Raw genomic sequence first — 24,071 nt, 5'->3', positions numbered from 1 at the left:
TGTGGGAGCGGGCTTGCTCGCGAAAGCAGTGTGTCAGGCAACATTAATGTTGAAGCTGATGGCCCCTTCGCGAGCAAGCCCGCTCCCACAGGTGGCTGGTGCACGCCCGGACAACGTAATATCGACCTTATGACCGCCATCGCCTCCCCCGCCTACATTGGGCGTTTCGCCCCTACACCCAGTGGCCACTTACATTTCGGTTCGCTGGTCGCAGCGCTGGCCTCCTACCTCGACGCCCGTTCGGTCGGCGGCCGCTGGTTGGTGCGCATGGAAGATCTCGATCCGCCGCGCGAAGAGCCTGGTGCTCAGGCGGCGATTCTCAAGGCACTGGAAAGCTACGGGTTCGAGTGGGATGGCGACATGGTCCGACAGAGCGAGCGACACGCTGCCTATGACGAAGTCATCAATCGCCTGTTCAATCAGGGCCTGGCCTACGCTTGCACCTGTTCGCGCAAGCAATTGGAGCCGTATCACGGCATCTATCCCGGGTTCTGCCGCAACGCGGGGCACGGCACCGAGAACGCCGCGATCCGCCTGCGTGTACCGGAACTGGAATACCACTTCATCGACCGGGTACAGGGCGAGTTCCGTCAACATCTGGGGCGGGAGGTGGGTGATTTCGTGATCCGCCGCCGCGACGGGCTCTACGCCTATCAATTGGCGGTGGTGCTGGACGACGCCTGGCAAGGTATCACCGATATCGTGCGCGGCGCCGACCTGCTGGATTCCACGCCGCGCCAGCTCTATCTGCAAGAACTGCTGGGCCTGCCGCAACCGCGCTACCTGCACATCCCGCTGATTACCCAGCCGGACGGCCACAAACTCGGCAAATCCTATCGATCGCCGCCGTTGACCGAAGATCAGGCCACGCCGCTGTTGCTGCGCGCATTGCGGGCGCTGGGGCACAAACCTGCGACCGAACTGAATGACGCCACGCCACGGCAAGTGCTGAACTGGGGGATTACCCACTGGGATGCATCGCTGATCCCGCGCACACTGACGTTGCCCGAAGCGCAACTGCAGTGATGCCACTTGCAGTGGCGCGCCCATCCGTTACCATCGCCGCACGTTTTCGGGCACGCGCATAAAAAAGAGAGGCCGGGATGTACATCTATCGCTTGGTCCTGCTCCTGGTAGTGGGGATTTATCTGTTCTCCCCGGCCATCATGGATTGGTGGATCGACGCCACGGGCGCCTGGTATCGCCCTTATTTGCTCTGGCTGATTCTGATTGTCGTGACCTTCATCCTGCAGAGCCAAAAAGATGCCGATGAGCTTTAGCCTGACCCAGATGATCCTGATCAGCGCCGCGTACCTGGCGGTGCTGTTCGGCGTGGCCTGGATCAGCGAACGGGGGATGATCCCCCGGGCGATCATTCGCCACCCGCTGACGTACACCCTGTCGCTGGGCGTCTACGCCAGTGCCTGGGCGTTTTACGGCACGGTGGGCCTGGCCTATCAGTACGGTTACGGTTTTCTGTCCAGCTACCTCGGGGTTTCCGGGGCCTTTCTGCTGGCACCAGTGCTTTTGTACCCGATCCTGAAAATCACCCGTACTTATCAACTCTCGTCCCTGGCCGACTTGTTCGCGTTTCGTTTCCGCAGCACCTGGGCCGGCGCACTGACGACAATTTTCATGCTGATCGGCGTGCTGCCGTTGCTGGCGTTGCAGATTCAGGCGGTGGCCGACTCCATCAGCATCCTCACCCGCGAGCCGGTGCAGCATCGCGTGGCCCTGAGCTTCTGCGCACTGATTACGCTGTTCACGATTTTCTTCGGCTCACGCCACATCGCTACCCGCGAGAAACATGAAGGGCTGGTGTTTGCGATTGCCTTCGAGTCGGTGATCAAACTGATCGCGATTGGCGGCGTCGGCCTGTATGCGCTGTATGGCGTGTTCGATGGGCCGCAGCAGCTGGAACTGTGGTTGCTGCAAAACCAGACCGCCCTCGCCGCCCTGCACACGCCATTGCAGGAAGGCCCGTGGCGCACGCTGCTGCTGGTGTTCTTCGCCTCGGCGATTGTGATGCCGCACATGTACCACATGACCTTTACCGAAAACCTCAACCCGCGCTCGCTGGTCAGTGCGAGCTGGGGTCTGCCGCTGTTTCTGCTGTTGATGAGCCTCGCGGTGCCGCTGATTCTCTGGGCCGGCCTGAAACTCGGCGCCACGACCAATCCGGAGTACTTCACCCTGGGCATCGGCATCGCCGCCAACAGCAAAGCCCTGGCGCTATTGGCCTATGTCGGCGGATTGTCGGCGGCCAGCGGCCTGATCATCGTCACCACGCTGGCGCTGTCCGGGATGGCGCTGAACCATCTGGTGCTGCCGCTCTATCAGCCGCCGGCCGAAGGCAATATCTACCGTTGGCTGAAATGGACCCGCCGGGCGCTGATCGTCGCGATCATCATGGCCGGTTACGGTTTCTACCTGATGCTGGGTGCCGAGCAGGACCTGGCCAACCTCGGCATCGTCGCCTTCGTCGCCACGTTGCAGTTCCTGCCGGGGGTGTTGTCGGTGCTGTACTGGCCGACCGCCAACCGTCGCGGCTTCATCGCAGGCCTGTTGGCGGGGATTCTGGTATGGCTGGTGACCATGCTGCTGCCGCTGGTCGGCAATCTGCAGGGTTTCTACATTCCACTGCTGAACATGATTTACGTGCTGGACGACACCAGCTGGCACATGGCAGCAATCGCCTCGCTGGCCGCCAACGTGCTGATGTTCACGCTGATCTCGTTGTTCACCAACGCCAGCCCCGAAGAAGCCAGCGCCGCCGAAGCCTGCGCGGTGGACAACGTTCGCCGCCCACAACGCCGCGAACTACACGCGGCCTCGCCTCAGGAGTTTGCCACGCAGCTTGCAAAACCATTGGGCGCCAAGGCTGCGCAGAAAGAAGTCGAACAGGCGCTGCGTGACCTCTATCTGCCATTCGATGAACGCCGGCCATACGCCTTGCGCCGTCTGCGTGATCGTATCGAAGCCAACCTTTCCGGCCTGATGGGCCCGAGTGTGGCTCAAGACATGGTCGAAACCTTCCTGCCCTACAAGGCCGGTGGCGAAAACTACGTCACCGAAGACATCCACTTCATCGAAAGCCGTCTTGAGGACTACCACTCGCGCCTCACCGGCCTTGCCGCCGAACTCGATGCCCTGCGCCGCTACCACCGCCAGACCTTGCAGGAATTGCCGATGGGCGTGTGCTCGCTGGCCAAGGATCAGGAAATCCTCATGTGGAACAAAGCCATGGAGGAACTGACCGGGATTGCCGCTCAGCGTGTGGTCGGTTCACGCCTGAGCACCATTGCCGACCCTTGGAAAGAGCTGCTGCAGGGCTTCATCAACCTGCCGGACGAGCATTTGCACAAACAGCACCTGGCCCTCGACGGTCAGACGCGTTGGCTGAACCTGCACAAAGCGGCGATCGATGAACCGCTGGCGCCGGGTAACAGCGGCCTGGTGCTGCTGGTGGAAGATTTGACCGAAACCCAGATGCTCGAAGACAAACTGGTGCACTCTGAGCGCCTGGCCAGCATCGGTCGACTGGCGGCCGGCGTGGCCCATGAAATCGGCAACCCGATCACCGGCATTGCCTGTCTCGCGCAGAACTTGCGCGAAGAGCGTGAAGAAGACGCCGAACTCACGGAAATCAGTGGGCAGATCCTCGAGCAGACCAAACGCGTGTCACGCATCGTTCAGTCGCTGATGAGCTTCGCCCATGCCGGCAGTTATCAGCACAGTGACGAGCCCGTCTGTCTGGCGGAAGTGGCCCAGGATGCCATCGGCCTGCTGGCCTTGAACCGGCGCAATTTCGAAGTACAGTTCTACAACCTGTGCGATCCCGACCATTGGGTCGAAGGCGACCCGCAGCGGCTCGCCCAGGTATTGATCAACCTGCTCTCAAATGCCCGCGACGCCTCGCCTCCGGGCAGTGCGGTGCGAGTCAAAAGCGAAGCCGGCGAACACACGGTCGATCTGATCGTCGAAGACGAAGGCAGTGGTATTCCCTCGAGCATCATGGACCGACTGTTCGAACCTTTCTTCACCACCAAGGACCCTGGCGAAGGCACCGGTCTGGGCCTTGCACTGGTCTATTCCATCGTTGAAGAGCATTATGGACAAATCACCATCGACAGCCCGGCTGATGTTCAAAGCCAACGCGGCACCCGTATCCGGGTAACTTTGCCGCGTCATGTCGAAGCGACGTCCGCTGTGAACTGAGACCGTCGAGAGTATCGAATCAATGCCGCACATTTTGATCGTCGAAGACGAAACAATTATCCGCTCCGCCTTGCGCCGTCTGCTGGAACGTAACCAGTACCAGGTCAGCGAAGCCGGATCCGTGCAGGAAGCACAAGAGCGTTTCAGCATCCCCACATTTGACCTGATCGTCAGCGACCTGCGCCTGCCGGGCGCCCCCGGTACCGAGTTGATCAAACTTGGCCAGGGCACTCCGGTGCTGATCATGACCAGTTACGCCAGCCTGCGTTCGGCCGTCGACTCCATGAAAATGGGCGCGGTGGATTACATCGCCAAGCCTTTCGATCACGACGAAATGCTCCAGGCCGTCGCGCGAATCCTGCGTGACCGGCAATCGGCGCAAGCCAGCGGTGAACCGGTCGTCGGCAAAACGAGCAATGGTGCCGCGAAAAATGGTGTCGACAACAGCAACGGCGAAATCGGCATTATCGGCTCCTGCCCGCCGATGCAGGACCTGTACAGCAAGATCCGCAAAGTCGCACCGACCGATTCCAATGTCCTGATCCAGGGCGAGTCCGGTACCGGTAAAGAACTGGTAGCACGCGCCCTGCACAACCTGTCCAAACGTGCCAAGGCGCCGATGATTTCGGTGAACTGTGCGGCCATTCCAGAAAGCCTGATCGAGTCCGAACTGTTCGGCCACGAAAAAGGCGCGTTTACCGGCGCCAGTGCCGGGCGTGCCGGGTTGGTGGAAGCGGCGGACGGCGGCACCTTGTTCCTCGATGAAATCGGCGAACTGCCACTGGAAGCCCAGGCCCGCCTGCTGCGTGTGTTGCAGGAAGGAGAAATCCGTCGGGTAGGTTCGGTGCAGTCGCAGAAGGTCGACGTACGCCTGATTGCCGCGACGCACCGGGACCTCAAGAGCCTGGCGAAGATTGGGCAGTTCCGTGAAGACTTGTATTACCGCCTTCACGTAATCGCCCTGAAACTGCCGGCCTTGCGCGAACGCGGCGCGGACGTCAATGAAATTGCCACCGCGTTCCTCGCGCGGCAGAGCGCACGGGTCGGCCGTACCGATCTGAAATTCGCCCTGGATGCCGAACAAGCGATTCGGCACTACTCCTGGCCAGGTAACGTTCGCGAATTGGAAAACGCGGTCGAACGTGCGGTGATCCTGTGCGAAAGCCCGGAGATTTCCGCCGAGCTGCTGGGCATCGACATCGAACTGAGCGATCTGGATGACGACGACTTCATCGGCCTGGCGCCACAGCAGGGCAACGGCGCCGGTAACACCAGCCACGAACCGACCGAAGATTTGTCCCTGGAAGACTACTTCCAGCATTTCGTTCTCGAGCATCAAGACCACATGACCGAAACCGAACTGGCCCGCAAACTCGGGGTCAGCCGCAAATGCCTGTGGGAACGCCGTCAGCGCCTGGGCATTCCGCGGCGCAAGACCGGGGTGGCCAGCGAGAGCTGAACCGCACCTGTCGTATGTGCGGGTAACACATGACATTGTGAAAAAACTGTTACCTCAGCTTTTTCGCGTAACAGAAGCCGGGGCTTACGGTAACGAAGCCCCGGTTTTTTTTGGCCTCGAACAACACCATCAGCCCGCCTAACCCCTTGTTTTACTAGGCTTCACAAAAGTTGGCACGCACCCTGCTATATGTTCAGTACAAGAACAATAACAAGCACTGTACAAGACAATAAAAATAAGACGAATCGACTCACGCACAATAAAAACAAGACGGCGAGAGGCGTAGCTAACTGATTCTTTTGGAGAGGCGTTGCATTTGGGGCTTGCCCCACGACCAGGCCGAGAATAATAAAAAACTGTCTCAAGACAGTGCCTGAACTGGTTGGATCGAACGATCACAGCAACACAGCGACCAAAGCAATCCGTTTGCTCTTGGCTCCCGATTGGGAGGGTCATGAAGGAAAACTTCATGGCGAGGGCGCTCAACAAAAACAAGAAGCCCGAAACCAATAATAAAAATAGAGCATGCAACTACTTCTTGGGGAGCTTCGGCTCCCCTTGTGGTTTCTGCGATTTGAAAAACCTCCCTCGCCTGCGCTTCGCTTTTCTCTTGTAGCTTGTGGCTTGCAGCTCATATCTGCAGTGTCCTACACCATCCCCCGACTAAATGCTAGAATCCCCGCCCATCATGCGGTCATTCTTCGTTATGGCCGAACATTCCTTCAAACAGTGCATCCCATGCTGAAGAAGTTGTTCCAGTCATTCCGTTCTCCCAAGCGTCATACGCAACACATTCGCAGTACGCCTGAAGTGCTCAACAGCGGCCAACATTCGCTGCAAAAGGCACAGTTCAGCCGTTATGCGGTGAATATCGTCGAACGCCTGCAGAACGCCGGTTACCAGGCTTACCTGGTCGGCGGCTGTGTGCGTGACATGCTGCTCGGCATCACGCCGAAAGATTTCGACGTTGCCACCAGCGCCACGCCTGAACAGGTACGCGCCGAATTCCGCAACGCGCGGATCATCGGTCGGCGCTTCAAACTGGTGCATATCCACTTTGGCCGCGAAATCATTGAAGTCGCGACCTTCCGCGCCAATCACCCGCAAAACGACGAGGACGAAGACAGCAACCAGTCGTCTCGTAATGAAAGCGGGCGCATTTTGCGCGACAACGTCTATGGCACCCTGGAAGAGGATGCGCAACGTCGCGACTTCACCATCAACGCCTTGTATTACGATCCGGTCAGCGAGCGCATTCTCGACTACGCCAACGGCGTACACGACATCCGCAATCACCTGATCCGCCTGATCGGCGATCCGAAGCAACGCTACCAGGAAGACCCGGTGCGGATGCTGCGGGCCGTGCGTTTCGCCGCCAAGCTGAATTTCGGCATCGAAAAACACAGCGCCACGCCGATCCGCGAACTGGCGCCGTTGCTGCGCGAGATCCCGTCGGCTCGTCTGTTCGAAGAAGTGCTCAAGTTGTTCCTCTCCGGCTATGCCGCGGACACCTTCGAAATGCTGGTCGACCTGCAGTTGTTCGATCCGCTGTTCCCGGCCAGTGCGGCCGCGTTGGAGTACAACCCGACCTACACGCACACGCTGATCAGTGAAGCGCTGATCAACACGGACCTGCGAATCAAGCAGAACAAACCGGTCACCCCGGCATTCCTGTTTGCCGCCCTGCTCTGGCCTGCCCTGCCGGCCCGTGTGTTGCGCCTGCAAGAACGCGGCATGCCGCCGATTCCGGCGATGCAGGAAGCCGCTCACGAATTGATCGCCGAGCAGTGCCAGCGCATTGCTATTCCGAAACGCTTCACCATGCCGATCCGCGAGATCTGGGACATGCAGGAGCGCTTGCCACGGCGTAGCGGCAAACGCGCCGACCTGTTACTGGACAATCCGCGGTTCCGTGCCGGTTACGACTTCCTGCTGCTGCGTGAAAGCGCCGGTGAGCAGACCGATGGCTTGGGCGAATGGTGGACCGACTATCAGGACGCCAACGACAGCGAACGCCGGGACATGATCCGCGACCTCAGCGGCAAGGACGACGGTACCGGTGCTCCGCGCAAACGTCGCCGTAGCGGCGGTGCCAAGCGCAAGCGCGCTGCCGGCGCACCGAGCGCTACAGGCGAGTAAGCCATGGAACGCATCTACATCGGCATGGGCAGCAATCTGGCTGACCCCGCCGAACAGTTGCGCAGCGCTGTCGCAGCGCTGGCGCAATTGCCGCAAACCGAACTGGTCGGTGTTTCCGGGTTTTATCAAAGCGACTCGCTGCTGCCCGGCCAACCGCGTTACACCAACGCGGTCGCCGCGCTCGACAGCAGCCTCGCGCCGCTGGACTTGCTGGATGCGCTGCAAGCCATCGAGAACGGCCAGGGCCGTGAACGCCTTGAACGCTGGGGCCCACGCACGCTGGATCTGGACATCGTGCTGTTCGGCGATCGATTGATCGACGAACCTCGCCTCAAAGTTCCCCACTATCACCTGCAGGAACGGGCCTTTGTGCTCTATCCGTTGGCCGAGCTCGCACCAGCTGATCTGCGCCTGGCTGATGGCCGCACCCTCGCAGAATTACTCGCCGCCTGCCCGTTCGTCGGGTTGGAACGCCTCCCCCCTAATTGACAAAAATCCCCCTTGTGGGAGCGGGCTTGCTCGCGAAAGCGGTGTATCAGTTGGCATCTAGGTCGCCTGACACGCCGCATTCGCGAGCAAGCCCGCTCCCACATTGGTTATTTGTCGGACAAAAAATCTGCAAATCATCCCTGCCAACCTGCTGAATCGCATCAGTTACGCCGGTAACACCCCACGCGTAACAATGCGGTAACACACGCAATTGACTTCCCGGGTTCTCCTCACGACTATAGGCGTCCCGCTGCCGCCAACGCGGCGCCAAAGGGCGCAATCCAGGCCTTACAAGCACCACGAAAGAAGGTGCGCCTGTATAAATGACGAATCACGCGCGTTACTCGCAGTAGTTTCCATAGCGCCTGTAATGAGGATTTTTTCATGCCAGCCATCACCCTGACCACGCTCCAGAGCCTCAAGCAGAAAGGTGAAAAGATCACCATGCTGACCTGCTATGACGCGACCTTCGCCCATGCCTGCAATGAGGCCGGGGTTGAAGTGCTGCTGGTGGGCGACTCACTCGGCATGGTCTTGCAAGGTCACGACAGCACCCTGCCGGTGACCACCGCCGAAATGGCCTACCACGTGGCAGCCGTCAAACGCGGCAACACCGATGCCCTGATCCTCGCCGACCTGCCCTTCATGGCCTACGCCACCCTCGAACAAACCATGACCAACAGCGCCCTGTTGATGCAGGCCGGTGCACACATGGTCAAGGTTGAAGGAGCATTGTGGCTCGCGGACTCGATCCGTCTGCTGGCCGAACGTGGCATCCCGGTGTGCGCGCACATGGGGCTGACGCCGCAATCGGTCAACATCCTCGGCGGCTATAAAGTCCAGGGCCGCAACGAGAACCAGGCGCGGCAAATGCGTGCCGACGCGATTTCCCTGGAACAGGCTGGTGCGGCCATGCTGCTGCTCGAATGCGTGCCCAGCGAACTGGCCGAAGAAATCTCCCAAGCGGTGAAGATCCCGGTGATCGGCATCGGCGCCGGCAGTGGCACCGACGGCCAGGTGCTGGTCCTGCACGACATGCTGGGCTTGTCCATTACTGGCCGCGTGCCGAAATTCGTGAAGAATTTCATGACTGGCCAAACCAGCGTCCAAGCAGCCTTGAGCGCTTACGTCACTGAAGTCAAAGCGGCGACTTTCCCTGGCATCGAACACGGATTCTCTGCATGAACACCGTAAAAACCGTACGCGAACTGCGGGCCGCCGTGGCCCGTGCCCGTAGCGAAGGCAAACGTATCGGCTTCGTGCCGACCATGGGCAACCTGCACAGCGGGCATATCGCGCTGATTACCAAAGCCACCCAACGGGTGGATTTCGTGGTCGCGAGCATTTTCGTCAATCCGCTGCAATTTGGTGCCGGCGAAGACCTCGACAAGTACCCGCGGACCCTGGCCGCCGATCAGGAGAAACTGCTCCAGGCCGGTTGCCATCTGCTGTTCGCACCAACCGTCGAAGAAATGTACCCCGATGGCATGGCCGGTCAGACCCGCGTCAGTGTTCCGCAACTGTCCGAGGGCCTGTGCGGCGCCAGCCGTCCGGGGCATTTCGAAGGGGTGGCGACCGTAGTCAGCAAGCTATTCAACATGGTCCAGCCGGACCTGGCGATCTTCGGCCAGAAAGACTTCCAGCAACTGGCGGTGATTCGCGCCCTGGTGCATGACTTGAACATGCCGATCCAGATTATCGGTGAGCCTACCGTACGTGCGGCCGACGGTCTGGCGCTGTCGTCGCGCAATGGTTTCCTCAGCGAAGAACAACGGGCCATCGCGCCGGTGGTCTATCGCACCCTGACCCATATTGCCGATGCAATTAAACAGGGAGAGCGGGATTTCCCGACGTTGATCAACGAGCAGATCAAGCAACTCGAAGCCGCCGGTCTGCGTGCGGATTATCTGGAGATTCGCCATGCGCTGACCTTGCGTCCGGCGATGGCGGAAGATCGGGATCTGGTGATTCTGGTGGCGGCGTTCCTGGGCACGACGCGGTTGATCGACAACCTGCATCTGAACCTCGACGCGCCAGCCTGAGCACCGCAAAACCAATGTGGGAGCGGGCTTGCTCGCGAAAGCGGTCTGACAGTCAACGATGATGTTGAATGTGATGGCCTCTTCGCGAGCAAGCCCGCTCCCACATTAGATCTACGTCGTTTCCAGACTGTATTGCTGCCTCCAAAGCCTTCGGGCAAACTGCCCGCCGTTCGATTCCGACCTGGGGAAACACTCATGCACGCCATCATGCTCAAGGCCAAGCTGCATCGCGCCGAAGTTACCCACGCTGTACTCGATTACGAAGGCTCTTGCGCCATCGACGGTGAATGGCTGGATCTGTCCGGCATCCGTGAGTACGAACAGATCCAGATCTACAACGTCGACAACGGCGAACGCTTCACCACCTACGCGATTCGTGGCGAAGAAGGTTCGCGCATGATTTCGGTCAACGGTGCCGCGGCGCACAAGGCCAAGGTCGACGACCGCGTGATCATCTGCGCTTACGCCCACTACAGCGAAGCCGAACTGCTCAACTTCAAGCCGCGCATGCTCTACATGGCACCGGGTAACGAGTTGAGCCACACCAGCAATGCCATTCCGGTTCAGGTCGCCTGATCGAGCCCCTCCCTCTGTCAGCCTTCCGTTTGTCGGACCGCTCCCTGTTTAAATGTTAAAAAAGTACCGGGAGCAGGTCAGACAAAGTCAAGACAGATTGCAGCGCGAGGTTTACTGTATTCGCCCTGCGCCATGAAATCGTGTCGACGCAGTTGACCGGACGCCCAACCACAGCGCTCCGGGATTTATCGTGTTCAAAAGGCCGTTCAAGTAAAAAGGAAAACCGCAGCGATGGCGTATTACCGCACCCCTCACGACGTTACCGCTCTGCCCGCCTGGCAAGCGCTGAATGACCACCGCCAAGCCATGCAGGATTTCAGCATGCGCGAAGCCTTTAATGCCGATCCGCAGCGTTTTACTCAATTCACCCTCAGCAGCTGCGGCCTGTTTCTCGACTACTCGAAAAACCTGATCAACGCCGAGACCCGCAACCTGCTGGTGGGCCTGGCCAACGAAGTCGATCTCCAGGGCGCGATCAAAGCGCTGTTCAATGGCGAAATCGTCAACTCTTCCGAAGGCCGCCCCGCCCTGCACACCGCACTGCGCCGCCCGGTGGGCGACAAGCTGTCGGTCAACGGCGTCAACGTGATGCCCGATGTACACAAGGTGTTGAACCAGATCACCGACCTCGTGGGCCGTATCCACGACGGTTTGTGGCGCGGTTACACCGAGAAGCCGATCACTGACGTGGTCAACATCGGCATCGGTGGCTCGTTCCTGGGCCCTGAACTGGTGTCCGAAGCGCTGCTGTCCTACGCCCAGAAAGGCGTGCGCTGCCATTACCTGGCGAACATCGATGGCAGTGAATTCCACGAACTGACCATGAAGCTGCGCGCCGAGACCACACTGTTCATCGTCTCGTCGAAATCCTTCAACACCCTCGAAACCCTGAAAAACGCCCAGGCCGCACGCGCCTGGTACCTGGCTCAGGGTGGTTCGGAAGCCGAGCTGTACCGTCACTTCATCGCCGTATCCAGCAACAATGCTGCTGCGGTGGCGTTCGGTATTCGCGAAGAAAACATCTTCCCGATGTGGGACTGGGTTGGCGGGCGTTACTCGCTGTGGTCGGCTATCGGTTTGCCGATTGCATTGGCCATCGGCATGTCGAACTTCAAAGAGCTGCTGTCCGGTGCCTACACCATGGACCAGCACTTCCAGAGCGCGCCATTCGAACAGAACATGCCGGTACTGCTGGCGTTGCTCGGCGTCTGGTACGGCAACTTCTGGGGCGCGCAAAGCCACGCGATCCTGCCGTACGACCACTACCTGCGCAACATCACCAAACACTTGCAACAGCTGGACATGGAATCCAACGGCAAGAGCGTACGCCAGGACGGCACGCCAGTGTCCACCGATACCGGCCCGGTGATCTGGGGCGGCGTCGGCTGCAACGGTCAGCATGCTTATCACCAGTTGCTGCACCAAGGTACCCAACTGATTCCGGCCGACTTTATCGTGCCAATCGTCAGCTTCAACCCGGTGTCCGACCACCACCAGTGGCTGTACGCCAACTGCCTGTCGCAAAGCCAGGCGCTGATGCTGGGCAAGACCTTGGGCGAGGCCGAAGCCGAACTGCGCGACAAGGGCTTGAGCGAAGAGGAAGTACAAAAAGTCGCGCCGCACAAGGTGATCCCGGGCAACCGTCCGAGCAACACCCTGGTGGTCGAACGTATCAGCCCGCGTCGTCTCGGCGCACTGGTGGCGATGTACGAACACAAAGTCTTCGTGCAAAGCGTGGTCTGGGGCATCAACGCCTTCGACCAGTGGGGCGTGGAACTGGGCAAGGAGCTGGGCAAAGGCGTCTACAACCGCCTGGTCGGCAGCGAAGAAACCCCGGCTGACGATGCCTCCACCCAAGGCCTGATCAACTACTTCCGCGGTCGTCACCGCGGGTGATTTGAGACTCTTTCCCACAGGTCATCACTGACCCTGTGGGAGCGGGCTTGCTCGCGAAAGCGGTGTATCAGTCGACACCAATGTTGAATGACACACCGCTTTCGCGAGCAAGCCCGCTCCCACATTGGTTCTATGTACACTTGAACTCAAAATTCACAGGGCGCATCTTTATTACTTGTTGCAACAAGAATAAGGAACCGTCATGTTCGATATCAGCACGTTCCCCAAAGCCGATGCCGTCCGCCGGGCTGCACAGTTAAGTCAAGACGACTACCAACGCCTGTACCGCCAATCCATCGAGCACCCCAGCACCTTCTGGGCAGAACAGGCCACACGCTTTCTCGACTGGAGCGCGCCGTGGCAAACCGTTCAGCGTTACGACCTGAAAACCGGTGAAGCGAGCTGGTTCGCTGGTGGACAGATAAACGTCAGTTACAACTGCATTGACCGTCACCTGGAAAAACGTGGCGATCAAATCGCGATCATCTGGGAAGGCGATGACCCTGCCGAATCCGCCCAGATCACTTACAAAAAACTCCATCACAACGTCTGCCGACTGGCCAACGTACTCAAAAACCGTGGTGTGAAGAAAGGTGACCGCGTGTGCATCTACATGCCGATGATCCCCGAAGCCGCCTACGCCATGCTCGCCTGCGCTCGAATCGGTGCGATTCATTCGGTGGTGTTCGGCGGCTTCTCCCCGGACTCGTTGCGTGACCGGATCCTCGACGCCGATTGCCGCACCGTGATCACTGCCGACGAAGGCGTGCGCGGCGGTAAATTCGTGCCGCTCAAACAGAACGTCGACACCGCGCTGCAAAGCTGCCCCAACGTGAACACCGTGATCGTGGTCGAACGCACCCAAGGCCAGGTTAACTGGGTCGAGGATCGGGACATCTGGTACCACCAGGCTTTGCGCGACGTCAGCGACGACTGCCCGCCAGAGCCGATGGACGCCGAAGACCCGCTGTTCATCCTCTATACCTCCGGCAGCACCGGCAAACCCAAAGGCGTAATGCACACCACTGGCGGCTACTTGCTGCAAGCCGCCATGACCTTCAAGTACGTGTTCGACTATCACGACGGTGAAGTCTTCTGGTGCACCGCCGATGTCGGCTGGGTCACCGGCCATAGCTACATTGTCTACGGGCCACTGGCCAACGGGGCGACCACGCTGATCTTCGAAGGCGTGCCGAGCTACCCCAGCACCTCGCGCTTCTGGCAGGTGATCGACAAGCACCATGTGAACATCTTCTACACCGCCCCGACTGCCCTGCGTGCACTGATGCGTGAAGGTCCCGAGCCGTTGAAGGAAACGTCCCGCGAGAGCCTGCGATTGCTCGGCACCGTCGGCGAGCCGATCAATCCGGAAGCCTGGGAGTGGTATTTCAATACAGTCGGCGAGCAGCGCTGCACGATTGTCGATACCTGGTGGCAGACCGAAACCGGCGGCATCATGATTAGCCCGCTGGTCAGCACCCAACGGGTCAAACCCGGTTGCGCCACGCAACCGATGTTCGGCGTGCAACCGGTATTGCTCGACGAACACGGCAAGGAAATCAAAGGCGCCGGTAGCGGCATACTGGCCATCAAGTCCAGCTGGCCGGCGCAGATCCGCAGCGTCTACGGCGACCCGAAACGGATGATCGAAACCTACTTCAAGCCCTACCCCGGCTATTACTTCACCGGCGACGGCGCACGTCGCGACGAGGACGGCGATTACTGGATCACCGGCCGCATCGACGACGTGATCAACGTCTCCGGGCACCGCATCGGCACGGCCGAAGTGGAAAGCGCGCTGGTGCTGCACGACAGCATCGCCGAGGCCGCCGTGGTCGGTTACCCCCACGACGTCAAAGGCCAGGGCATCTATGCCTTCGTCACGCCCATGAATGGCACCGAACCCAATGACGAACTGAAGAAACAATTGCTCGCGCACGTCAGCAAGGAAATCGGCAGCTTTGCCAAACCGGACTTGATCCAATGGGCGCCGGCCCTGCCGAAAACCCGTTCGGGCAAAATCATGCGACGAATTCTGCGCAAGATCGCCTGCAACGAACTGGACAGCCTGGGCGACACCTCGACCCTCGCCGACCCGAGCGTGGTGCAAGGGCTGATCGATCAGCGGCTGAACCAATGAACTCGTGTTGTGCATCGGCGGAGGCCAAGGCGTAGCACTGCGAGCGAAAGAGCTTAAAAGCTTCGCGAGCAAGCCCGCTCCCACATTGGATTTTTGAACGTCACACATCCAGTGTGGGAGCGGGCTTGCTCGCGAAGACGGCCTCGCAGCCACCACATCCCTCACATTTGCCCACAAAACTCAAAGCCCATAGCTGTTAAACTCCCGCGCCCCAATTCCCTCCTGCAAGGCGCCCAGCATGTCTTCCTTGAATCAGGCGCTGCGCGCCGCCCTCGATCATCGTCAGGACCTGCTTGCCGAGCTGCATCAGCAAGGCACCGATTGCTATCGCCTGTTCCACGGCAGCCAGGAAGGCGCCGGCGGCCTGACCATCGACCGCTACGGTCCGCAACTGTTGGTGCAGAGTTTTCATCAGGCGCTGGAGCGTGACGCTCTGCTGCAACTGCACGAGATCGTCAATCAGCAGTTGGGCCTCGACACCCTGCTGGTCTACAACGACCGTTCTCGTGGTAACTCGCGCATCGACCGCGAAGACACCGTCTACCGCGCCGACGAAGCCGCCCTGCAAGATTTGATCGGCCACGAATGGGGACTGAACTACCGGGTTCGCGGGCGCCACGCTGGCCAGGACCCGTTGCTGTTTCTCGATCTGCGAAACGCTCGCGGCTGGGTCAAGGCGCACAGCAAAAACAAAAGTGTGCTGAACCTGTTTGCCTACACCTGTGGCGTCGGCCTCAGCGCCGCGGCGGGTGGTGCGAGCGAGGTGTGTAACCTGGACTTTGCCGAAGGCAATCTGGCGGTCGGTCGTGAGAACGGCTTGCTCAACCCGCAATTGCCGACGATGGAGTTCATCCAGTCCGATTATTTCCCGGCGATTCGTCAATTGGCCGGTCTGCCGATCAGCCAGCGTCGCGGGCAGAAACTGCCGAGCTATCAACGTCTGGACCCGCGTCAGTACGATTTGGTACTGCTTGATCCTCCGGCCTGGGCCAAGAGTGCTTTCGGCACGGTCGACCTGTTGCGCGACTACCAGAGCCTGCTCAAACCGGCGCTGCTGACCACCGCCGACGATGGCGTACTGATCTGCTGCAACAACCTGGCGAAGGTCAGCATGGACGATTGGCGCGAGCAGGTTTTGCGCTGCGCAGAGAAGGCCGGGCGCCCGGTGCGTGAGTGGACAGCGCTGACACCGGGCAGCGATTTCCCATCGATGGATCAGCAGCCGCCACTGAAAACGCTGATTCTGCAGCTCTGAAAATTCGCACCGATAATCAGATAAATCCTATAAAGCCTGGTTGCTTCGGAACCGCAAACGCATGCCATACTCCAAGGCACTCCGATTCCGACAGATGAAGCCGCACATGCCCAAAGGATTGATTCGCGCTATCGGCGCCTTGTTGACTGCCTTGGCTCTTTATAGCCTGCTGGGGTTTCTGATTTTACCGGGCATCGCGTTGCGGATTGCCAATCAACAATTGGCCAACTACGCCACGACACCCGCGACGATTCAGCGAATCGAACTCAACCCGTTCAGCCTTGAAGTCACCCTTTGGGGCTTGGTCATCGGCGAGCCGGGCAAGGAGCAAGTGGGCTTCGAACGTCTGTACGCCAACCTGCAGATCGACAGTCTTTGGACCAAGGCATTGCACCTGTCCGATATCGAACTGGACAAACCCAAGACCGAAATCCTCTTCAGTAAGGACGGCAAGCTCAACCTGCTCGGGCTGTTCAAAATCCCCGCCAGCGAACCGACCCCCGTCGATCCGGACGCCAAACCATTCCCGCTGCGCGTGGAGCGAATCAAACTGGCCGGTGGCTCCTTGCATTTCGAGGATGCACGGCCCAGCGAACCCATCGAATTCCTCTACGACAAACTCGACTTCGAACTGAAAAACCTCAGCACCCTGCCCGAAGACAGCGCCGACATGACGTTGGTGGCCGTTGGCCCGGCAGGTGGACAGATCGACTGGACCGGTAATTTCAGCCTGATCCCGATCGCCTCCGAAGGTAAGCTGAAAATCACCGACGGCAAGATGAAATCCTTCTGGCCCTATGTGCGCGATGCTGTGCCACTTGCACTCGAAGATGGCGTCATCAGCCTCAGCACCGACTACAAACTCAACCTGGCCAAGGAAACCGAACTGCTGCTAAGTAACGTTGCCGTCAGTGTCGCGCCTTTCGCCATCAAGACGCCGGACGGTCGACCGCTGGCGAAGCTCGAGCGGCTGGACATCAGCGAAACCACCGTAGACCTGGCCAAACAGCAAGTGGTGGTCGGCAAGATTCGCAGCAAAAAACTGGAAACCTGGGCCGCCCTCGAAGCCGACGGGCAACTCGACTGGCAAAAACTGTTCGCCAGTCAGCCATCCAAAGCGGCCAACAAAGCCAATGCCGAACCAGCCAGCGCGCCGGCAGTAGCCGATTCGCCGAAGCCTGAACCGACCGCGCCGAGCAAGCCTTGGCAGGTGCTGCTCAAAGACGTGCAGCTACGTGACTATCAGGTACATCTGGCCGACCGCAAGGCACAACCGGCGGTGGCGCTGGAGTTGGGCCCCCTGAACCTGGACCTGCAAAATTTCGACAGCCTCAATGGCTCACCTTTCAACCTCAAGCTCGACTCCGGCGTGGGCAAGCAAGGCAAGATCACCGCGGACGGCGTGGTCAATCTGGCCCCGATCAGCGCCAAACTGAACGTGCAGACGAAGGACATCGACCTGCGCGTCGCCCAGTCCTACATCAACCCGTTCATTCGTCTCGAACTGCGCAGCGGCATGCTGGGCAGTGATCTGGCGGTCGACCTGAAAAGCACCGAACCGCTGGCGTTCAGCGTCACAGGCAAAGCCCAGGTCGATCAACTGCATACCCTCGACACCCTGAAAACCCGCGACTTCCTCAAGTGGCAACAGTTGGTGCTCGAAGGCCTTAACTATCAGCATGGCGACAGCCTGTCGATCGACAAGGTCAACTTGTTCCAGCCTTATGCACGCTTCATGATCAACGATGATCGCACCACCAACGTCGATGACCTGTTGATCCCGCAACCGGCCGACTCCGGCGCCACAACTACCGCGGCGACCAAACCGGCAGCCGGAAAAGAAAAACCGCTGGGCATCCACATTGGCGGCATTGCCATCAATGACGGTTCGGCAAACTTCGCCGACTTCAGCCTGACCCCGAACTTCGCCACAGCCATTCAACAGCTCAACGGGAAGATTGGCACCATCGACAGCCGACAGGCAAAACCGGCCAGCGTCGACATCAAGGGCAAGGTCGACCGCTATGCACCGGTGACCATCAAGGGTTCGGTCAATCCTTTCGACCCGATGGCCAGCCTGGACATCGCCACCAGTTTCAAACGGGTGGAATTGACCACTTTGACGCCCTACTCCGGCAAGTTCGCCGGTTACCGTATCCGCAAGGGCCGGCTCAATCTCGACCTGCATTACAAGATCACCAACGGCCAGCTCCTGGCCGAAAACAAAGTGGTGGTCGAGCAGTTGCAACTGGGTGAAAAGGTCGACAGCCCGGACGCGGTGAGCCTGCCACTGAAACTGGCGATTGCCTTGCTCAAGGATGTCGACGGCAAGATTTCCATCGAACTGCCGGTGAGCGGCGACCTGAACAACCCTCAGTTCAGTGTCATGCCTATTATCTGGCAGACCCTGCGCAACCTGATCGTGAAAGCCGCCGCAGCGCCATTCAAAATGATTGGCGGGCTTGTCAGCGGCGGTGGTTCGGAAGACTTGGGCAGCGTGGCATTTGCACCGGGTTCCAGTGACTTGAGCAAAGACGCCGAAGCGGCGCTGGTCAAACTGTCCCAAGCGCTCAAGGAGCGTCCGGCCCTGCGCCTGGAAATCGAAGGCACCGCGGCCAAGAGCAGCGATGGCCCGCTGATTGCCGAGCAACGCCTGGAGCGGGAATACCAGTACAACTACTACAAAATGCTCCAGCGTCGCGGTGACAAAGTACCGGCCCAAGCCTCGTTGCTGGACGTACCGGACAACGAGAAAGGCCCGCTGCTTGAAGGGATCTACCGCACACGCCTCAAGACCCAGCCGCCCGCCGAATGGAAGGATCTGGGCAAGGAAGAACGCAGCAAAAAAATGCGGGAAGGCGTGATCGCGTTCTGGAGTTCCAGCGAGGTGCTGTTGCGTCAACTGGGGCAAGAACGGGCCAGCAGCATCAAGGATTATCTGGTGGACAAGGGGCAATTGGCCGATGACCGCGTGTACTTCATCGACGCCAGCCTCGGCGAGGCAGAAAGCGATGGCCGCGTTATCACGCCCATGCATCTGGATGCCGAATGATGGGCGCACATTGGCTTCTGAGCCTGGCTCTGTTGCTGGTTGCCGGCCAGGCAACGGCGGCTGATACCTTGCGTTGCGGCAGTCAATTGATCAGCGTCGGGGACAGGTCCAGCGAAGTGCTGCAAAAATGCGGAGAGCCCGTTGCCCGCGACTTGCTGGGCTACAAGCGCAGCGCCAATCGGCGGGAAGAGTTTCAGGTCGAGGAATGGACCTACGGCCCCAACAGCGGGATGTACCAGTACCTGCGCTTTGAAGGAAACAGGTTGGTTCAAATCACCAGCAAGCGTGGTAATTGAATCCACCACAAACCAATGTGGGAGCGGGCTTGCTCGCGAATGCGGTGTGTCAGTCGGCATCAATGTTGACTGACACACCGCATTCGCGAGCAAGCCCGCTCCCACAGTTGTTTTGCGTAGTCCGCAATAGAACAAGCCCCGACACGAATGCCGGGGCCTGTAATGGCCACGTCCTTGTGGCCTTCGCATGAACGCTCAAGTAGCGGCAGACGTATGACTCGGCCCGTCTACCGCACCTTCTCCCGGTCCAGGCGAGAAGCCTTGTCTTACTCGGATTTCAGGCCGTCAGCGGACACCGCTTTGACGCCTTTAATTTTCTTGGCGATAGCCACGGCGGTTGTTTTCTGAGCATCTGTCAGAACGGTCATGGAAGACAGGGAAACAACGCCTTTGTTGGTTTCGACTTTGATGTCGGTGCCTGGGATGCCTTTTTCGGTGAGCAGGTCTGCTTTGACTTTGGTTGTGATCCAGGTATCGGAAACATCCTCTTTCGCTTCAGTGACTTCACCGGCGGCCAGCATCATGGGTGCCTGAGTCGCTTGGGTGGTCTGTGCAAATGCAGCGTTGGCCATGGTCAGGGTCAGCGCGGTAGCAGTAGCGGCAGCGATAGCGAACTTCTTCATACGAGTAACTCCTGTATTTCTGGAAAGTCTGCTGCGTGTCTTGTCAGCAGGGTTACAGGAGAGAGTGCGAACGCTGTGCCAACTGTTCGATAAAAAATAAATTCTTATAAATCAACTAGTTAACAACAAAGGTAATTTTCGGAATCATGCAAATTGCATGACTGCGAAATTATCTACATGCAACTTGCGGGTTTTAACGCAGGCCTAAGGCCATGAATTGTTGGGGATTTTCTTGATTATTGAATTGGCCCACAAATGACGAGCAAAAAAATGCCCCGCGTCGTGAGAAGCAGGGCATTGGCAGGATGACAATGGATCAGCCAGCAGCGGCAGCACCCGTGCAGCCTTTAGGAGCATATTCCTGTTCAGCCGTGGTGGCGCACGTCCAACCACCAGCGAGTGTGCGTGTTAGCGTAATGGTTTTGCTGAGTACCGGTCCTGGAGCATTGAGGATCGTGCAACCGATAGTACCTGCGCCGTCAGCGGCGGTACCCGATGCTGTAATTGTGCAATTACCTGTGGTCGCCGTACCGCCGATCAGAGCGAGGGTCGGATTAGTACCTTGGTTGATAATGTCTTCGAAAGGCACTTTCAGTGCCGATATTTCTGCAAGAGCAGCAGTTACCTTCGCCCGCGCCTGGTACTTCGAATATTGCGGCAACGCAAACGTCGCCAGAATCCCGATGATCGCCACCACGATCAGCAGCTCGATCAGAGTAAAACCTTTTTGATTTTTCATAGACAGGCTCCATGCATGAGTCGAAATCTCATGATCTGAACAAGGCACAGCACAGGTCATGCCAAGTCGCGCGCGCCCCTGCCTGCTGGGTGCGAGATCGCGGCAAAGACCTTTCCTACTCCAAGGATCAGCACTATCTGACACTTTTTGTCACCTCACCCCGGCTGGTTTGGTTCCACTGCTTGACTAGGCTATAAGTCATTCACTGTCTGCGTCCGGTATCCCAATGAATGACATCGCCCTTAGCGGTCTGGCCAAGCAATTGGTACTGGCCGAACTGATCACTGACCAAAGTGCGCAACAGGCGTATCAACAAGCCCAACGCAATCGAATTTCGCTGGTCAGCTATCTGGTGCAAAACAAACTGCTGAAAAGCTGGCAGGTCGCCGAGGTGGCCTCGGAGCATTTCGGCATGGCCCTGCTGGACCTCAACTGCCTGGACAAGGACACTCAACCCCGAGGGCTGGTCAGTGAGAAGCTGATCCGCCAGCACCACGCCCTGCCCCTCTGGCGGCGTGGTAACAAGCTGTTCGTGGGGATTTCCGATCCGACCAGTCACCAGGCCATCAACGACATCCAGTTCAGCACCGGGCTGAGCACCGAAGCCATTCTGGTGGAGGAAGACAAGCTCAGCGACGCCATCGAAAAATTCTTCGACAACCACTCCACCGGCCTGGAAGACATGGCCGATGTCGACCTCGACGGGGTGGACATCGAGTCGGTCGATGAGCAGAAACAGGACGCCCTCGGAGGGCAAGATGCCGATGATGCCCCCGTGGTGCGCTTCGTCCACAAGATGTTGCTCGACGCGATCAAGAGCGGTTCTTCCGACCTGCATTTCGAGCCCTATGAAAAAATCTACCGCGTGCGTATGCGCACCGATGGCATGCTGCGGGAGGTCGCCAGGCCGCCGACGCAACTGGCCAACCGCATTGCCTCGCGGCTGAAGGTCATGGCCAGTCTCGACATCTCCGAGCGACGCAAACCCCAGGACGGGCGAATCAAGATGCGCCTGTCCAAAAGCAAGTCCATCGACTTCCGGGTCAACACACTGCCGACCTTGTGGGGCGAGAAAGTGGTAATCCGGATCCTCGACCCGTCCAGTGCCCAAATGGGCATCGATGCCCTCGGCTACGAGCCCGACCAGAAAGACCTGTACATGGCCGCACTCAAGCAGCCACAGGGAATGATCCTGGTGACCGGCCCCACCGGCTCGGGCAAGACCGTGTCGCTCTATACCGGGCTGAACATCCTCAACACCGTCGACATCAATATTTCCACTGCCGAAGACCCGGTAGAAATCAACATCGAAGGCATCAACCAGGTCAACGTCAATTCCAGGCAGGGACTGGATTTCGCCCAGGCGCTGCGCTCGTTTCTGCGTCAGGACCCGGACGTGATCATGGTCGGTGAAATCCGCGACCTCGAAACCGCTGAAATCGCCATCAAGGCCGCCCAGACCGGGCATATGGTGCTTTCCACCCTGCACACCAACAGCGCCGCGCAAACCCTGACCCGCCTGCACAACATGGGAATTCAGGGGTTCAACATCGCGACCTCGGTCAGCCTGATCATCGCCCAGCGCCTGGCGCGCAAATTGTGCAGTCATTGCAAAAAACCCATCGAGATTCCCCGCGAGGCGTTGCTCAAAGAAGGCTTTCCCGAGGAACGCATCGGCTCATTCACGATCTATGAACCGGTCGGTTGCGATCAGTGCAACAGCGGTTACAAAGGGCGGGTAGGGATTTATGAAGTGGTGAAGAACACCCCAGAACTGCAACGGCTGATCATGGCCGAAGGCAATTCACTGGAAATCGACATCCAGATGCGTAAGGACGGCTTCAACGACCTGCGTACTTCGGGCCTGCTCAAGGCCATGCAAGGCATCACCAGCCTTGAAGAAATCAACCGGGTCACCAAGGACTGAACATGGCGGTCAAAGCAGCGAAAATCAGCGTATATGCCTGGGAAGGCACAGACAAAAAAGGCACAAAAATGACCGGCGAATTGACCGGCCAGAATCCCGCGCTGATCAAGGCCCAGTTACGCAAGCAAGGCATCAACCCGGGCAAGGTGCGGAAAAAAACCGCGTCCATTTTCAATGCCGGTAAACGCATAAAGGCCTTGGACATTGCCCTGTTTACCCGGCAGATGGCGACCATGATGAAAGCCGGCGTACCGTTGCTGCAATCGTTCGACATTATCGGCGAGGGCTTCGATAACCCGAACATGCGCAAACTGGTGGACGAGGTAAAACAGGAAGTCGCGGCCGGTAACAGCTTCGCCGCGGCCCTGCGCAAAAAGCCCCAGTATTTCGATGAGCTGTACTGCAACCTGGTGGATGCCGGCGAGCAGGCCGGTGCTCTGGATACCCTGCTGGAGCGGGTGGCGACCTACAAGGAAAAGAGCGAAAGCCTCAAGGCCAAGATCAAGAAAGCCATGACCTACCCGCTGGCGGTGGTGTTCGTCGCGATCATTGTGACCGGGATTCTGCTGGTCAAGGTTGTGCCGCAGTTCGAGTCGGTGTTCTCGGGGTTCGGCGCCGAACTGCCAGCGTTCACCGTGATGGTCATCGGCTTGTCGGAGTTCCTGCAGGCCTGGTGGTGGATGGTGCTCGGCCTGTTGGGTGCGCTGGTTTTCGGCGTCCGCCATGCCTTTAAAAAGTCCCCGGGCTTTCGGGACCGGATGGACACTTGGCTGCTGAAACTGCCGTTGGTTGGCGCGCTCATGTACAAGTCCGCCGTGGCCCGTTACGCCCGCACCTTGTCGACGACGTTCGCCGCCGGCGTGCCACTGGTCGAAGCCCTGGATTCAGTGGCAGGCGCAACCGGCAACATCGTATTCAAGCGAGCGGTATTACGCATCAGGCAGGATGTTTCCACCGGCATGCAGCTGAATTTTGCGATGCGCACCTCCGGTATATTTCCGAACATGGCGATCCAGATGACGGCCATTGGCGAAGAGTCTGGCGCACTGGATGACATGCTCGACAAGGTCGCGAGCTTCTATGAAGACGAGGTGGATAACATGGTCGATAACCTGACCAGTCTGATGGAGCCTTTCATCATGGTGGTGCTGGGGGTTATCGTCGGCGGCCTGGTGGTAGCAATGTACCTGCCCATCTTCCAACTTGGCTCAGCGATCTGA

General features: G+C 58.9%; 18 protein-coding genes. 16 read left to right on the top strand and 2 right to left on the bottom strand.

Going from position 1 to position 24,071, the window contains the following annotated elements; genetic code table 11:
* Positions 1-129 precede the first annotated feature (129 nt).
* The 14 genes from gluQRS to PMI36_RS24545 all read left to right on the top strand — a co-directional run bounded on the left by gluQRS (position 130) and on the right by PMI36_RS24545 (position 19,562).
* Complete coding sequence (gene gluQRS, locus PMI36_RS24480) at positions 130-1,026, top strand: tRNA glutamyl-Q(34) synthetase GluQRS (RefSeq protein ID WP_008068515.1); 897 nt, start codon at positions 130-132, stop codon at positions 1,024-1,026.
* Positions 1,027-1,103: 77 nt separating this feature from the next.
* Positions 1,104-1,280 (top strand): hypothetical protein, encoded by a 177-nt coding sequence (locus PMI36_RS31215; protein ID WP_003176118.1) that lies wholly within the window; start codon positions 1,104-1,106, stop codon positions 1,278-1,280.
* Positions 1,264-4,218 carry a sensor histidine kinase gene (locus PMI36_RS24490; RefSeq protein ID WP_007902016.1) on the top strand — a complete coding sequence of 985 codons (2,955 nt, stop codon included), beginning with the start codon at positions 1,264-1,266 and terminating at the stop codon, positions 4,216-4,218. Before PMI36_RS31215 ends, PMI36_RS24490 begins: the two co-directional genes overlap by 17 nt.
* Before the next feature lie 22 nt (positions 4,219-4,240).
* Entirely contained in the window at positions 4,241-5,677 is a 1,437-nt protein-coding gene (locus PMI36_RS24495) for a sigma-54-dependent transcriptional regulator (protein ID WP_008068513.1), read from the top strand.
* A gap of 738 nt (positions 5,678-6,415) precedes the next feature.
* Positions 6,416-7,816, top strand: coding sequence for a polynucleotide adenylyltransferase PcnB (locus PMI36_RS24500; protein WP_008068509.1), 1,401 nt, complete (start codon positions 6,416-6,418; stop codon positions 7,814-7,816).
* 3 nt (positions 7,817-7,819) lie between these two features.
* Positions 7,820-8,305 (top strand): 2-amino-4-hydroxy-6-hydroxymethyldihydropteridine diphosphokinase, encoded by a 486-nt coding sequence (gene folK, locus PMI36_RS24505; protein WP_008068508.1) that lies wholly within the window; start codon positions 7,820-7,822, stop codon positions 8,303-8,305.
* Between the two features lie 384 nt (positions 8,306-8,689).
* Positions 8,690-9,490: a 3-methyl-2-oxobutanoate hydroxymethyltransferase gene (gene panB / locus PMI36_RS24510; protein ID WP_008068507.1), complete on the top strand. Its 801-nt coding sequence runs from the start codon at positions 8,690-8,692 to the stop codon at positions 9,488-9,490.
* Positions 9,487-10,347, top strand: coding sequence for a pantoate--beta-alanine ligase (panC, locus tag PMI36_RS24515; RefSeq protein WP_008068498.1), 861 nt, complete (start codon positions 9,487-9,489; stop codon positions 10,345-10,347). The genes panB and panC overlap by 4 nt, the downstream gene beginning before the upstream one ends.
* A 195-nt stretch (positions 10,348-10,542) precedes the next feature.
* Positions 10,543-10,923, top strand: coding sequence for an aspartate 1-decarboxylase (panD, locus tag PMI36_RS24520; protein WP_008068497.1), 381 nt, complete (start codon positions 10,543-10,545; stop codon positions 10,921-10,923).
* Between the two features lie 231 nt (positions 10,924-11,154).
* A complete protein-coding gene (gene pgi, locus PMI36_RS24525) occupies positions 11,155-12,819 on the top strand; it encodes a glucose-6-phosphate isomerase (RefSeq protein WP_008068496.1) in 1,665 nt (554 codons plus the stop codon).
* A gap of 202 nt (positions 12,820-13,021) precedes the next feature.
* A complete protein-coding gene (gene acs / locus PMI36_RS24530) occupies positions 13,022-14,959 on the top strand; it encodes an acetate--CoA ligase (protein ID WP_008068495.1) in 1,938 nt (645 codons plus the stop codon).
* A 238-nt stretch (positions 14,960-15,197) separates the two neighbouring features.
* The gene (locus PMI36_RS24535) at positions 15,198-16,214 is read left to right on the top strand and encodes a class I SAM-dependent rRNA methyltransferase (protein ID WP_008068494.1); all 1,017 of its coding nucleotides are present in this window, start codon (positions 15,198-15,200) and stop codon (positions 16,212-16,214) included.
* A 61-nt stretch (positions 16,215-16,275) separates the two neighbouring features.
* On the top strand, positions 16,276-19,266 hold the full coding sequence (locus PMI36_RS24540) for a DUF748 domain-containing protein (RefSeq protein ID WP_008068492.1): 2,991 nt from the start codon (positions 16,276-16,278) through the stop codon (positions 19,264-19,266).
* The gene (locus PMI36_RS24545; protein WP_032830121.1) at positions 19,266-19,562 is read left to right on the top strand and encodes a DUF2845 domain-containing protein; all 297 of its coding nucleotides are present in this window, start codon (positions 19,266-19,268) and stop codon (positions 19,560-19,562) included. Before PMI36_RS24540 ends, PMI36_RS24545 begins: the two co-directional genes overlap by 1 nt.
* Before the next feature lie 266 nt (positions 19,563-19,828).
* Here PMI36_RS24545 and PMI36_RS24550 read toward each other — a convergent pair whose 3' ends face one another.
* The gene (locus tag PMI36_RS24550; RefSeq protein WP_008068488.1) at positions 19,829-20,185 is read right to left on the bottom strand and encodes a BON domain-containing protein; all 357 of its coding nucleotides are present in this window, start codon (positions 20,183-20,185) and stop codon (positions 19,829-19,831) included.
* A gap of 316 nt (positions 20,186-20,501) precedes the next feature.
* The gene (locus PMI36_RS24555; RefSeq protein WP_008068485.1) at positions 20,502-20,924 is read right to left on the bottom strand and encodes a pilin; all 423 of its coding nucleotides are present in this window, start codon (positions 20,922-20,924) and stop codon (positions 20,502-20,504) included.
* 226 nt (positions 20,925-21,150) lie between these two features.
* Here PMI36_RS24555 and pilB point away from each other — a divergent pair, with 226 nt between their 5' ends.
* Positions 21,151-22,851, top strand: coding sequence for a type IV-A pilus assembly ATPase PilB (gene pilB / locus PMI36_RS24560; RefSeq protein ID WP_008068483.1), 1,701 nt, complete (start codon positions 21,151-21,153; stop codon positions 22,849-22,851).
* 2 nt (positions 22,852-22,853) lie between these two features.
* Positions 22,854-24,071, top strand: a complete 1,218-nt coding sequence (locus tag PMI36_RS24565; RefSeq protein WP_008068473.1) for a type II secretion system F family protein — start codon at positions 22,854-22,856, stop codon at positions 24,069-24,071.

The organism is Pseudomonas sp. GM79, from assembly GCF_000282495.1.
Taxonomy (GTDB): Bacteria; Pseudomonadota; Gammaproteobacteria; order Pseudomonadales; family Pseudomonadaceae; genus Aquipseudomonas.
This window is presented reverse-complemented; position numbering and strand designations above follow the sequence as displayed.